Genomic DNA, 13,721 nt, shown 5'->3' with positions numbered 1-13,721 from the left:
GTACCACTTCTCTTGATGTGCTTGCAATGCAACTATGAGGTCTCGAAGACCTTCACGATTACAAAGCTGGCCAAACATCATAGCGAGGAGTTGATTCCAACAGGTGAAGGACTTGACGTATTTGTCGACTTGATACTTGGCAACAATACGATTAAACTTACTTCTATCCAAGAAGGATGTAAGTTGAGTGAATACATACTTATCTTTAAACATATCATAAGATATGAAAAAAGATTGTGCTCCTTGCCAATTCAAGTCCGTTTTCTCGGATTTTCTCTACAATTATCTAAATATCAATGATCTAAAAGAACACTTAGCGATTTTTAGTGGACAATAATGCATGGGTAAAAGAGATGATGAATATGTCCTTGCAGGTTGTATAGAATTGGATGAGGGTTATTTTTCCACAGAGATGAGTCAAGAGGAAAAAGATAAACCCTTGAAGCGTGGACGTGGCAGTCAAAAGAAAAGCAAAGTTTTAGTTATGGCAGAAAGTGAAATGGTTGAATTTCCGAAAACCGGTCAAAAACCACGAAGAGTCGGCTATTTGAAAATGAAAGTAATCGATGACTTGAAAAAAGAGACCATTAATGCAGCGGTTCAGCAGTTAGCTTCCGGAGCTAATCAAATCGACACGGATCATTCTACCTCTTATGTAGAATTGAAAGATTTTGTACCTAGAGACACCACTCTCAGGTTATCCCCAAAGAGAAAGTGGGCGAGGTCTTACCCTGGGTTCATATCGCCATCAGCAATGCCAAGAGACAGTTGATAAATACGTTCCATGACATCAAACCCGAATTCTTACAAAATTACTTAGATGAATTCTGTTACAAGTTTAATCGCCGATATTTGGGAGAAGCTCTCTTTGGAAGATTGCTGGTTGCTTGTGTAAGCTATAGAAATGAGTTTAGGTATAAGTGCGGATAATCATTTTATATTAATAAATCCTATCGCAAAAAATATTTTCATTTATTTGGAGTATATTTGCCGATATATAAATAGGCACATGAGGGAAATAACGGATATTGCTGTAGCCGAATCAGGTGACAGTGACTTCAAAGAACGGCTTGAGACTAAAAATGCCAAAAGCTGGCTGAAAAGTGTAAGCGCTTTTGCCAACGGAATAGGAGGAACGCTCTATTTCGGTGTGGAAGATCGCACGCGCCGGATAATTGGCATACAGGATATTCAATTGACAATCAGCAAAATTACAGAGCTGATTGTGGCTCGTATCACCCCGCGTCCGGTTTTTGAGTGCATCCCCCTGCAACAGAAAGGAAAAGATATTCTGGCTGTCAGAGTGGATTCCGGAAAACATACTCCTTTCTACTATGTTCACGATCATCACCATACAGCATATATACGTATGGGAGACGAGTCTGTTCCGGCAACCGATTATCAGCTCAATGAGCTTATACTGAAAGGAAGAAACGAAACATATGACAGTCAAATAACGGAGAGACTGCGCACAGATTATAGTTTTACATTGTTGGAGGCGACATATTTGCATACCTTGAATCAGCATATGTCAGATAGCGACTATGTTTCTTTCGGTTTGGCGGTAGAAGATGGTCGTTTGACAAACGCCGGATTGCTTTTTGCCGACCAATGTCCGTTACCTGACAGCAGAGTCTTCTGTACACGCTGGAGTGGGTTGCAAAGAGGATCAGTGCATGAAGATGCGACGGATGATGCAGAATATAGTGGCAATCTGATATACTTGTTAAAAAGTGCCACTGAGTTTATTCGCAGAAATACCCGCAAAGGATGGACTAAAACAGCTAATGGAAGAGTGGAGAAACCCGACTATGCCGAACGTGCTTATTTTGAGGGCGTGGTGAACGCTCTTATCCATAGGACGTATGATTTTCGAGGAACTGAAGTTCATGTGGAAATGTATGACGACCGTTTAGTTATCTCATCTCCCGGGGGAATCTATGGAGGGGGAGAATTGGAGCCCATGAGCGACGGTTCTTATATTTCTAAAAGGCGTAATCCGATATTAGCTGACATTTTCAGCCGGCTAAGGTATATGGAGCGTCGGGGAAGCGGGATAAAGAAAATCTTTGAAGCAACGAAGAATCTTTATGGCTATACGGAAGAAAAAAAGCCGTTTTTCCTTGTGAATAAACAGAATGACTTCTTCCTGACTATTCCGAACGTTAATTATCGTTCTGAGTCTGTTACCCCACATGATACCATACATGATACCATACATGATACCATACATGATACCATACATGATAAAATCGCCTTGCTACTTTCATTTTGCCAAACGCCTCGCAGCAGAGAAGAGATGATGGAGTTTGTGGGTTTAAGAAACCGCGATCATTTTCAGAAGAAATACCTCCGTCCTTTATTAGAGCAGGAAAAGATCGAAATGACCATTCCTGAAAAGCCCCAAAGTAAGAACCAGAAGTATCGAACGAAGGAAACAATCAAATGATATCATCTCCCAAAAGATCTTTCAAACCCTCGAAAGAGGAGACAATATAATCGGTGTAGGGGTTGGAAAGGTATTCCTTTCTGACCATCAGGACGGTTGTAAATCCCAACTCCCGTCCTGCTTTTATTTCGGAAGCGGGATCATCGCCCACCACATACGTCTTTCGGTCTTTTAGGTCCAATTCCCTGCTTAATTCACGGAAGATATCCAGTTTGCTCGAATTCGCATAGACGGGATCGTTGATGATTATCCGGTCGAAGTCTTGACTTATCTGCAGTTTTCTCAATTTTTCCTCTTGTAATCTTTTGAATCCGGTAGTCACCAAAATCTTATATGCCGGTATCGCTCTGAAAGCGGCATAATCCTCATACGGCACCATGGCAGAATGCTCCAGAGAGATACCGTTCAATTCATCCAAGACAGGTAATATCATTGATTTGGGCAATCCGTACTTCTCGCATACCCTGTCGAACGGATTGGATACGATGTCTTGAATGATCGAGAGGATGATTTCCGCGGTAAAGCGTCCTGATAAATAATCGGTTGCTTTGTGAAGCAACGACGCAAACAACTCGGGATCGATGCTCGAAGTATCGAATATCGTGTTGTCCAAGTCGCAAATGATAACCTGATCCTGCATCTTGTTCTTTGTGTTAATGCTTCAATAAAATGAGAGAGGATGCAAGGGAGCCGCATCCTCTCTCTCTACAGGAAAATGATTAAATCATTTGAGTTTGCCTTCCTTCTTCAATTGCTTTAGGAATTTAGCCCATCCGGGAGCTCTTTTCTCCGCATTCCGGCGAGTACCCTCCGGGTCCCAATAATCCGGCCAATTATCGTTCAGAAAATAGGCATTCTTCTCCATGTCATAAAATAACACAAGATTGTTGTACGCCCGATTGACAGCATCACTTATATGCGCAACAATCGTAAAGACCGTTTCTTCCCCTACCTTCATCTCTATTCGTGCGTAGACTGGAATAGAGTTGATCTTTCTGAATCTAATTTCCCGTGTTCTCGGATTGAACCATTCGATATCGTCTCCCGTGAAAGCGAGCCTTGCAGAAATCGAACCATATTGTGATTCATCATCGGATGCTGTTTCATATTCCGAGACGATCCCTTCCACATTGCCGCTCCTTGTGACGGCCGTTATCAAAGATTTCCCTTCGGTAGCCGGTTCATTGTCCGTTTGGCTGCAACCGGCGAAAACGATCAGACATAAAATAAATACATACATTTTTTTCATCATACAATTCCTCCTATAATAATTTATTAAACAATCTTTTTGCGAATTTCTTCACGAACATTTCAGGAACCGGTGCGATATAAGCTCCCTTTTGATTGTACTGATTACGTCTCCAATCATTTTTTATCGCCTCGATTTCTGCACCATATTCTGAAAATATTACGCAAAACATATAGTGGGACACTGCCTTGGTGGCAGTCTCGCGACTATCGTTAAAATACAGGTTGATAAAGAATACCAGAGCCTCCTGTTGTTTTTCCCGGCAATATGCGATCAGGTTTTTCCCTTCCTGAATCTCCATAAGCACATACGGGTTGCTGATATGAGCATATTGAGAAGAGATTTTTTTGTCCCAGGCCTCATACAGCTTTCTTATTTCGGGATTGTTTGCAGTCAACCCTTTCTCTTTGCTTTTCCGTGTGAACGTTTCTTTTTCGACCGGAGTAAGTTCCACCTTTTCAATCACCGTCAAACCTCTCCGTACCGATTCTTCGAAAGAAATGGATTGGGAAGAATTTTTCCTCAAACCGGGATTGGGATAAGGACCGGCCGGCTTATTAGCATCTCTATAATAAGCGAACACTTGACCATACGAATACATGCCTTGACCTCTAAGAGCATCGCGCGGGTGAAAGATTCTTCTGAGTGCTCCGGGTTTGCTTTCCCATGCGTAACCGTGCGGATGGTCATTGGCTGTACCTCTGCACGAGAAATGAGTAACTCCGCTTATGTTTCCGTTATAGGACCATACGGCTACTTCTCCATTGGTTGCATCGGCATTTTCACGTGTGTATACAGTCGCGCCGGCATATCGTTGCGGGTTGTTGGCAAAGAAAGCGTCCCAACTGCTCCATACGTTAGGATCGCCGTAATAAGGACCAACCAAATAGGGACTTGTATTGCTTTCATAGATGCCTCCCCACGTCCAGCCGTATGTTAAGCCTCCGGCCCATGACGCGCAGTTATATACGTTGGTCTCTCCTCCGCTACTGTATATGCCATCGTTTACCATCAAGTTGGGAAAACTGTTGGCAACCAAGTCTCCGGACATTACCTGCTGGCAGGAACCATACACGTCGCAGTTGCCGTAATAAGCACCGAAAGCACCTACGGAAGATATAATCATATTGTATCGGGCCTGACTCGATGGCTTCGTCAACCTCACGCGTGCATCGTTGAACCACATCTGTTCCATGGGGGGAACGTAGAAATAGGATTCGCCGAAGAATTTCACTTTTTTGCTTCCTTTTTCTTCCAGAAAGAACTCTGCTATACCTGTCGTGTACGCTGTAAAATAGTTGATGATACCCGTGTTCGGAGAATCGACATCCACGGAATAACCGGCTATCGGACATTGTGAATTCAGAATATAACCATCCTGGAAGACATTGACCAAACCTTGTCTTCCCGTCGTAGTAGAGGCATAATAACTGCTGTATGCCCGGATAACCAGATAGTATTCTCCGGCAGGCAATGTTTCAGTTATTTGGGCGTGACGTCCCAGCCCGGAGGCATCATCATTATAATACGTATGGTTGTGAGGATCATCGATTTTGTATAAATACATAACCGGATCGACGGTGTAATAGCTGTCTCCTTCGATGGGAGTGGTCATAAATGTATGCGTTCCGCTGCTCAATGACAGCTTGCGATGATAAGTATAAGTAACCGGAACACAAACCAGGTGCCTGTAATTTCCGTCGGGATTACTGAGTTCGCGTGGGGTCACTTGCCAATTCCAGCTCTGGTCATAAGCTGACCTGCCCACAGAGCGGGAAGAAGCACTTAGACCGTCATCGCTCTCCGATGTCATCCGGATGATTTCTTCCTGCTCCAACTTGCTCGTCGAAGCATTCTGCTGTTGTTTCAGCAGAGCGATAAAGGCATTATACTGAGGATCTTCTTTTATGAGTGCCTGCCGCGCCGATTCAACTTGAATAGCGTCTATTTCGGGAAAATACGGCAAAGAGGACAAGAAAGTAATTTTGTTGGCTCCTTGACGCAGCCGGACTGTTTTTCCATCCTTGAGCGTAACAAAATCCCATTCGGCTTTACGAATGTCAAGCTCTCCGGCATATTCGTCATTAACCCACACTTCGATTTGCTGCAATGTTCCATCCTTATCGGTATAACATGCCATGACGTGTACACCTAAGTAATTGCTCCCCACAGAACCGGTCTGAATGTTAAATGTACGGGCCAGCATTTTCCTTTCTGCTCCGGATCGACTGTCCGAAACCACTTCATCCGAACTTGTCAGGTAAAAATTACGGCCCAGGTATTCTCTGCCGTTATCCGTCTCGCCTACGGCCGAGCGTGTCCGGATTTCCGCTTCTTGCGGAATGTCCTCCAAGTCAAACCGGTTTTCGCACCCTGTCAGAAATACCGTCTGAACAGCAGCAGCGAAAAATAGTCCAATACTCTGTAACGATAACTTTTTCATCTTTTTACTCTTTTAGGGGTTAGTATTTATATTGATTTTCCCTTCTCTTCATGTGTCTTACTATTATTTATGAGTGATGCTATAAAATATGTCTTGCCTTTTTCTGGCTAAAAACAATCTCTATAACAACTTCTAAAAGAAACCTATCAAGGGATATTGAAAACCCACATCAAAGAACTATCTTTGCGCCTACAAAGATAAGTAAGAATACAATATAGGCAAACAAAAACACCTTAATAAGATAATACAAATTATCTATCAGTGTTTTGTGGGTTTGAAGAATGACTATAACATGCTTAATATAAGGGACTTCGGGGTTTTGAGCTCAGGGGATATAAAGAGTAGAGCAAAACAGTTTTCTGCATATACAAAGGAAAGCGAAGAGATGAAGTATCTGACATATTTCACCAAATCGCAATCTAATATCGGGTCTCGTATCACATTGTCAATCCCGGAAATTGGCCTACAGACCAAAGAATACATAAATTTTGCTTCTAATGATTATTTAGGTTTTTCTTCATGTCAGGAAACAATTGAAGCAGGCATCGCTGCTTTATCAGAGTATGGAACTGGATGCTGCGCTGCATCTATCATTGGTGGATATACGGAACTTCATAGAGCTTTGGAGACAAGCATTGCTTCTTTTTTGGGATATGAAGATGCACTTATTTGCTCCTCCGGATTCGGGATCAATGAAGGAGTTCTTCAAACTCTTATGGGTAAGCAAGATATAGCGTTTATTGATACGGCTATTCATGCAAGTGCTCTAAGCGGTCTTCACACCACTAATACGAAGTATATAGGGCACAATGATCCTGATTATTTGGACTTTGTTCTTAAACGATTTAATGCCAGATACAGAACCCGGTTAGTAATTATTGATGGAGTGTATTCCCAAGAGGGAGATTTGGCAAAACTGCCTGAAATTATTGAAATAGTAAAAAAACATGGAGCATATTTGATGGTTGATGATGCTCATGGAATCGGAGTTTTAGGAGAACATGGTAGAGGGACACTTTCACATTATGCTATTCACGGACAAGGTAATGTCGATATACTGACAGGTACTCTTAGCAAATCATTTGGTACTGTCGGAGGCTTCGTCTGTGCATCTGGAGAATTAATTTCTTACCTGAGATACTTTGTCCCGAATTCGGTTTTCTCGGCGGCCCCAACTCCACAAGCTACTGCATCTGCATTGAAAGCTCTTGAAATCATGGATAAGGATTCTACCAGACAAAAGCGTTTATGGGAAAATATAGGACTTTTCAAAAAAGCTTTGTTAAAACAAAACATCAGTTTTGGTGCAACGGAATCGGCCATATTTCCTCTAAGACCCAAAAACAGAGAAAAATATATCAAAGAAACTTCTTCGGAACTTCTTCGTGAAGGTTTCTTCGCTCCGGGTATACTTTATCCGGCAGTAAAAGAAAATGACCCGAGGATAAGAGCTGGTATTTTAGCCACGCACACGGAAGAAGATATACTTAATTTTGCAGACGCATTGAATAGAATATTATAGTTAGACGAATATGGTACAAGGAGATAAACGGAAACGCAGGTCTGTCAAAGAAATAGATGCAGACCTAATAGCTGCGGTTGAGCGTATGCTTCAAACGCGAAATATTGATGAAATAACATTGGTTGACCTCATCAGCGAAGCAAATGTAAAACCGAATGTTTTTTATCGAAGATATGAAAGTGTGGAAAATGTGATAAAAGAATTTCTGTCACGGTATGATTTTTGGTTTCGCCGTTTAATAGACCTCACTTCCTTGTCGACAGAGAAAGACGAAACTTTTTATGTAGAAACGCTGATCAATCTATACACAGAATTGAAAAACAACGTGGTCATGCAAAAGATACTTCTATGGGAATTGACAAAGAATGAAACCGCAAAGGAATTTGCCAATCTGAGAGAACGGCTTAATCTGGGTTTAATGGCCTATTATGTGGGACAGTTCGATATGGCAAAGTTTGATATTGCATGTACAACAAGTATACTGATCTCTGCAATATATTATTTAATCCTGCATAAAGATATTTCTACGTTTTGCGGTATTGATTATTCAACTGAATCTGGAGATGAGAGAATCAAAAAGACCCTTAAAGATATTGGACATCTTATTTTTATCCGGCATCGTATAGCCCAGCAGAGAGAGAAATTCTGTGATTTTCTAACAGAAAAGGGTTTGACCTCTGAAGATATTGAGCATTGCAAGACAATGATCTTTTAGTATTATATAATGAATGTTCGCATATATACCTAAGATAAATATATTTCCCTGATAAATAACAGCTTACAAACAGTTTGGTTTGTCGCAATAACTTATTGTAATTCAGTAAATTCAGGGGATTTTTTAGGTATAAACACGGATATTCATTATTATATATATATTATAATGTCTTAAAACGGGTATGTGCAAGTAAAAACAAACCTGAGTCAATGAGATGCATGAGATGAAAGGGTACGTAATAATCCTACTATGAAAAGTCGTTGAATATAAGCCAAGCCCCATCATCCGTAATCTTCTGCTGTATCACTAAGGTATGTAAGATTGTTGTATGAGATTTACCTACTGAATATTCAATCTTGTCACATTGATAAGATTTTCACCACCTTCCGGGCTTTATGCTGGGTTTGATTTTTTCATCCTCCCGTATTTCTTTCCAATCGGTATGATTCCGCTCGGAAGACCGTTCCCTTTTTAACTCCTCCCGTAAGGGCACATCGACTGCGATTGTCGCATCGGGAGCGACCGTTTCTTCCGGTTTCACTTCGCTGTTGTCCTCTTTTTTGAGCGAAAGGGCGATCTTGCGATCCAGCTCCGCGGCCTGTCTCTTCAGCTCTTGCAATTCCTCCTCTTTCTTCCATACGGCAGAAACCATCGTTTCGAACGTCGGTATCTTGGCTTGTGTCGCAGCCAGTTCTTTCCGGTGACTCTCGACGACTCTGGGTATCTTCTCCAAGGCATTCAGGAAGTTCATGCAGGCCAGTTTGGGGTCTTCTGCCAAATGTCCGTTGTTGTAAGTATAATAGATGCTGCCACAACCTTTCACAAAGAACCGGTTATCCACGAAGTCGAAACTCTCTTTCATGGAGGCTTCGCTCTTGACGGATAATTGAAAGCCGTATAATTCGCCGATCGGCATGTGCTCACCGCCTGTCCGGGCTTTCTCTTCGTACTCTTTCAGCCTGCGGGCGATCGTTTTGATATCCCTGCTCTCTTCCACTCCATCGATCCGTATCGGGTTTTGGTATGTCCCGTCTTCGTTTTTCTTTACCTGCTCCTCGAAAACCGTCCGGTCTTTCCCGGCTTCGGCGATCTTCTTCTCATGAAACTCGACTGCGCCCTGAAGTTTCGCCAGTTGCGAACGTGCCGTATCTCTTTCGTAAAGAAAGTTCTTTCGCTCGCTCTCCATCGCCATCACCTTCTTATCCAACCGGGCTTTCTCCAACAGGTCGGTATTACCGGATAGTACGGCTACATATTCGGAAAAATTCATGCCTGTTGCTTCGTCCATGCCACCTTCGTCGATGCTTCGACTTCCGAGGGAGTTTGTCTTCAGCTGATTGATGAAAAGTTGTTTGTTGTGCAACAGATTGAACTTGTAGCTGTCGAGCGACTTTTCCACGGCGTAGATGATGACATCGACCTTGTTCCCGGCATGGAACTTGGCTACTTCATTGCCTTTGCGGATTGCCCTGCCATCCCGTTGCTCCAGAGCACTGGGCACCCAGGGCGTATCAAGATGATGCACCGCCACAGCCCTCTGCTGGGCATTGACGCCCGTTCCGAGCATTTCGGTGGAGCCGAACAGGACACGTATGCTGCCGGCATTCATGCCCACGATCATCGCTTTCTTGGCAGCCTCCGTTTTGCATTCCTGAATGAAACGGATTTCCGACGCAGGGATGCCGTAATCATCGGTCAGTTTTCGTTTGATTTCGCTGTAAACGTTCCACTCGTCCGGCTTGTACGTGCCTAAATCCGAGAAAACGAACTGGGTACCTTTCTCCCGTTCATATTTCCGGTAATAATCGTGGATCAGTCGGGCGCAGTGCGAAGCCTTGTTGTCGATATGGTCTTCGTAAGAAGGAGAGATCATCCGCATGTCGAGCGACATCTTGCGGGCGTAGTCGGTGGCGATAAGCATCTTCGCCTTTTCTTCCCGCTCGGAGAGCTTCTCCCGACCCAATAGCTCGGCATTACCGGTACGGGCAAATTCCATCAGCTTTTGAATAAAGGCTTCCTGCTCGGGCGTCGGCGGAATGTGATGCAGAATTTCATGTTTCTCCGGACGGTCGATCCCGATGTCCTTCGCCGTGCGGAAATCGCAGATTTCGGCGTAGAACGCTCCCAATTCGGGGACTTTGATAAAGGTGCGGAATCGCTCCTTCTGGATAATCTCGTTGGTCACCGAAAATTCATAGTCGGTGCTTTTCCTGGCAAAGACGGCTGCCCATGCGTCGAACGTTCCGATTCCCTGCTTTTCGAGCGCTTGCGGTCTCAGGTATTTGAACAGCAGATACAGCTCGGTCAGACTGTTGGAAATGGTCGTTCCCGAAAGGAAGGTCGCCCCTAAATCCTTGCCCGTGCGTTCCTGAATGGTGCGGATGGCAAAGAGCAGGTTCAGGGCACGCTGACTGCCTTCGCTGTTGCCCAGCCCCGCTACCCGGTCGTGACGGGTCGTAAAAGTCAGGTTCTTGAATTTGTGGCTTTCATCCACAAAAAGGTGGTCGATTCCCATCCGTTTGAAATCGATCGTATCGTCCTTCCGTTCGGCGATGTCGTCGGCAATCCGGGTGAGTTTGGCCTCCAGATTCTTTTTCCGGATTTCCAACCCTTTCAACATTCGTCCGGAAATTTCCCGTCCCTGCTGACGGAGCACTTCCAGATTCTCTTCCACCGAGTCGAGTTCTTTTTGAAAAATCCCCTCCTGTATTTCGAGCGATTGGGGAATGGCTCCGAACTGTTCGTGGGTCAGGATGATGCAATCCCAGTCGTTGTTCCTGATATCGCTGAAAATCCTTGCCCTGTTTCGGACGGTGAAGTCGTTTTTGCCGGGATAGAGAATACGTGCATTGGGATAGGCTTTGCTGAATGTGGCGGCAATATCGTACACATTGGCCTTTAGGCCGATAATCATCGGTTTGTTCGCCAGACCGAGCCGTTTCATCTCGTAAGCGGCTGTACACATGATCATCGTTTTGCCGGCTCCCACCTCATGGTCGCAGATGCCGCCACCGTTCATCTTGAGCATCCATACGGCATCTTTCTGGCTCTTGTACAAATCGTCGAATCCCAATGCCTTTACGTCCAGACCCGGAAAGGTCTGATGGCTGCCGTCGTACTGCGGTCTTACGAAACAGTTGAACAGCCGGTTGTAGCGGTCGGCAAGCTTTTCCTTGAAGGTGTCGGGCTGCCGGATAAGCCATGCGCTGAACTGCTCCCGCATCTCTTCGATCTTTGTATTGGCCTGCTGGATGGCATCCCCGTCCCGTACTTTGATCTGCTTCTCTTTTCCGGTTTCTTTGTCAAGAACCGTTTTCGACTTGCTGATATCGGGAATGGTATTGTGAAGCGCATGTTTCATCAGATTGATTCCGTCGTAGGTTTTGAACTCGCCTTTGACCGCATAAGTATGAGATATTTTCAGATTCTTCGTCGGAGCTTTGACCGTGTACTCGTCGGCCGGTGCGCTGTATCCGATATGAACCTCGGTTTCGAAGAGTTCCGACGCGAATCGGGCATAAATGCCTGCCGGAATCCATCGTTCTCCGAAATTGAAATCCAGATCGGCAAACGGAATGGGTGTCGGAATCGCTGCCTTCAGGGCCGAAAGGCTTTTCTTGACAGCTTCGTTCTCTCCATGCTGTAACACCCATTGTTCGATTTCTTCCGCTTTTTCGATGACATTCCCGGAGATAAACCGGTCGGCGATCTGATAACCTCGCTCTATGGGATGATAGTATATACGACCTTCGAGTGCGGCGACAATCTCGTCTTCTTCCTGTTCCGGCAAAAGAGAGGCCATATAGGCGAGACGGACTTCTCCGTATTTGTTCAGCGAAGCGGATAAGGCCTCCAACGGAGTCTCCGCCGTCCGGAGCGCCGTTTGGCTGAAAGCCGTCGGATGGTCGAAGATGTCGGCTTTGATATACTGCCCGTCCCGGCTTCGCTCCAGAAAGAAGATGTCGGAGCAGCCGGTATCCATACGCAGAAGTTCGGCGTTTTTACGGGCGTTGAGATGTCCGTAAGCGCCGACGAAACGGTCGTACAGGGTATTCAGGCGGTTTCGGGTTTCTTTGTCTTCGATCTCCCGGGTCGTTTCGTAATCATAAAGGCGGTGGTAGGTGTCGCGTAAGTCGATATAGAGCGCTTATTTTCGCAAGTTGGGCATACAGCAAGCCGATGGGGCCGAATTGCAGATTGATATTATTTATTTTTATATAGCATTTAATAACGATTAAATTTTATACATTTGCAAAAATATTATTTGTGAATTATAATTTGCATCTTAAAAACTGTGTAGATAAAATGGCTTTCTTAGATTTAAACATAAAGCTCATTCAACCTCACACACTATCATTGATAGTTACCTATCAGTGTACAAGTGCTTGTCCTAATTGTTGTTTCAACTGCTCTCCGGTAAAAAGTAAGAAAATGACATATGAGGATATAATATATTACATAGACTTATCCGTAAGGGAATTCCCATCTCTTAAAACAGTTGTATTTACCGGAGGCGAATGCACTTTAATCGGAATTCAAAGATTAGCTAGATGTATTAAGTACGCAACAGATAGGGGGCTACGAACAAGAATTGTAACGAATGGACATTGGGGAACCACTTATTGTTTGCTCTTGGTAGTGATGATATTCTGAATGCAATAAATAGGCAAGATTTCAAATTATTCTTAGAAATATTAAAAAATAAAGGTCTTTTACAATCCAATTCTATAAAAAAGTTAAATACATTATTGGAATCAGAAGATTTTAGGAATATGAAAATGGTATCCGATATGCGTTCAGCGATTGACATTGATGCAGAGCTTTCCCCGATATGCGCTATTGCTTTAGCTATTTATTTTGCTGTTGCAACTGTAGCTGTCGTAGAAGTCGCTTTTTGGGTACATTTTGCCGTAAAAACAGTTGGTGCTGAAGCAGCAAATGACAATAATATTGTAGAGCAGAGAAAATTATCTGAGGAAGATTTTTATTTGACAAAATTTTTAGAAGATAAGGCTATAAATTTATATTTAAACCAATCTCTAACTTATGACACTACGTTGGATAAGTATCAAGATGTAGAAATAATGCTTCGAAAAACTTTCTCTCAAATAGGATTGGAAGAAAAAGACTATAATAAATCGCTAGTCTTTTTATTGGAAACTATAAAAAGAAATCTAAACCATAGATGAAAATGAAAAAAAGAATCAATCCGTCGAAATTTGTAATAATTACAACTTTATCCGTTTTATTATACACAGTGTATAGTAAAGTTGCCATCAAAAAAATTCTTCATGATAATAAAAACCAAACTTTATTGAATTTATTTCTTTTCATATCCTATCC

8 protein-coding genes and 2 pseudogenes are annotated in these 13,721 nt (G+C 43.4%); 5 read left to right on the top strand and 5 right to left on the bottom strand.

Annotated elements, in window-relative coordinates:
• Positions 1-213, bottom strand: a 213-nt coding sequence (locus Tanf_RS01060) for a DUF4372 domain-containing protein (protein WP_046824587.1), incomplete at its 3' end; no start/stop codon positions are given.
• A 127-nt stretch (positions 214-340) separates the two neighbouring features.
• On the opposite strand from Tanf_RS01060, the pseudogene Tanf_RS01055 reads away from it, so the two are divergent.
• Positions 341-930, top strand: a pseudogene (locus Tanf_RS01055) (IS1595 family transposase); the annotation flags it as partial.
• A gap of 79 nt (positions 931-1,009) precedes the next feature.
• Complete coding sequence (locus Tanf_RS01050; RefSeq protein ID WP_080948515.1) at positions 1,010-2,449, top strand: RNA-binding domain-containing protein; 1,440 nt, start codon at positions 1,010-1,012, stop codon at positions 2,447-2,449.
• Here the strand turns inward: Tanf_RS01050 and Tanf_RS01045 are convergent.
• The 3 genes from Tanf_RS01045 to Tanf_RS01035 all read right to left on the bottom strand — a co-directional run bounded on the left by Tanf_RS01045 (position 2,442) and on the right by Tanf_RS01035 (position 6,141).
• Positions 2,442-3,089 (bottom strand): HAD family hydrolase, encoded by a 648-nt coding sequence (locus tag Tanf_RS01045; protein ID WP_046824586.1) that lies wholly within the window; start codon positions 3,087-3,089, stop codon positions 2,442-2,444. The two genes, Tanf_RS01050 and Tanf_RS01045, sit on opposite strands and share 8 nt — an antisense overlap.
• A gap of 84 nt (positions 3,090-3,173) precedes the next feature.
• The gene (locus Tanf_RS01040) at positions 3,174-3,701 is read right to left on the bottom strand and encodes a hypothetical protein (protein WP_014226283.1); all 528 of its coding nucleotides are present in this window, start codon (positions 3,699-3,701) and stop codon (positions 3,174-3,176) included.
• A gap of 10 nt (positions 3,702-3,711) precedes the next feature.
• Positions 3,712-6,141 carry a DVUA0089 family protein gene (locus Tanf_RS01035; RefSeq protein WP_046824585.1) on the bottom strand — a complete coding sequence of 810 codons (2,430 nt, stop codon included), beginning with the start codon at positions 6,139-6,141 and terminating at the stop codon, positions 3,712-3,714.
• A 292-nt stretch (positions 6,142-6,433) separates the two neighbouring features.
• Here Tanf_RS01035 and Tanf_RS01030 point away from each other — a divergent pair, with 292 nt between their 5' ends.
• Both Tanf_RS01030 and Tanf_RS01025 read left to right on the top strand, forming a co-directional pair.
• The gene (locus Tanf_RS01030) at positions 6,434-7,663 is read left to right on the top strand and encodes an aminotransferase class I/II-fold pyridoxal phosphate-dependent enzyme (RefSeq protein WP_021679038.1); all 1,230 of its coding nucleotides are present in this window, start codon (positions 6,434-6,436) and stop codon (positions 7,661-7,663) included.
• A gap of 10 nt (positions 7,664-7,673) precedes the next feature.
• Positions 7,674-8,378: a TetR/AcrR family transcriptional regulator gene (locus tag Tanf_RS01025; RefSeq protein WP_021679037.1), complete on the top strand. Its 705-nt coding sequence runs from the start codon at positions 7,674-7,676 to the stop codon at positions 8,376-8,378.
• 376 nt (positions 8,379-8,754) lie between these two features.
• On the opposite strand, the pseudogene Tanf_RS01020 reads toward Tanf_RS01025, so the two are convergent.
• A pseudogene (locus Tanf_RS01020) lies at positions 8,755-12,568 on the bottom strand (helicase-like domain-containing protein); the annotation flags it as partial.
• A 417-nt stretch (positions 12,569-12,985) separates the two neighbouring features.
• On the opposite strand from Tanf_RS01020, the gene Tanf_RS01015 reads away from it, so the two are divergent.
• The gene (locus tag Tanf_RS01015) at positions 12,986-13,567 is read left to right on the top strand and encodes a hypothetical protein (RefSeq protein ID WP_140230646.1); all 582 of its coding nucleotides are present in this window, start codon (positions 12,986-12,988) and stop codon (positions 13,565-13,567) included.
• Positions 13,568-13,721: the final 154 nt, after the last annotated feature.

The organism is Tannerella forsythia, assembly GCF_001006485.1.
GTDB lineage: Bacteria > Bacteroidota > Bacteroidia > Bacteroidales > Tannerellaceae > Tannerella > Tannerella forsythia.
Note: the sequence above shows the minus strand (reverse complement) of the source record. Positions and strands in the feature narration are given on the sequence as shown.

What these genes read in the sequence shown, in the direction of transcription:
- Tanf_RS01045 (WP_046824586.1), bottom strand. Translation starts at nt 3,089, where the DNA reads ATGCAGGATCAGGTTATCATTTGCGACTTGGACAACACGATATTCGAT.
- Tanf_RS01040 (WP_014226283.1), bottom strand. Translation starts at nt 3,701, where the DNA reads ATGATGAAAAAAATGTATGTATTTATTTTATGTCTGATCGTTTTCGCC.
- Tanf_RS01035 (WP_046824585.1), bottom strand. Translation starts at nt 6,141, where the DNA reads ATGAAAAAGTTATCGTTACAGAGTATTGGACTATTTTTCGCTGCTGCT.
- Tanf_RS01025 (WP_021679037.1), top strand. Translation starts at nt 7,674, where the DNA reads ATGGTACAAGGAGATAAACGGAAACGCAGGTCTGTCAAAGAAATAGAT.
- Tanf_RS01050 (WP_080948515.1), top strand. Translation starts at nt 1,010, where the DNA reads ATGAGGGAAATAACGGATATTGCTGTAGCCGAATCAGGTGACAGTGAC.
- Tanf_RS01030 (WP_021679038.1), top strand. Translation starts at nt 6,434, where the DNA reads ATGCTTAATATAAGGGACTTCGGGGTTTTGAGCTCAGGGGATATAAAG.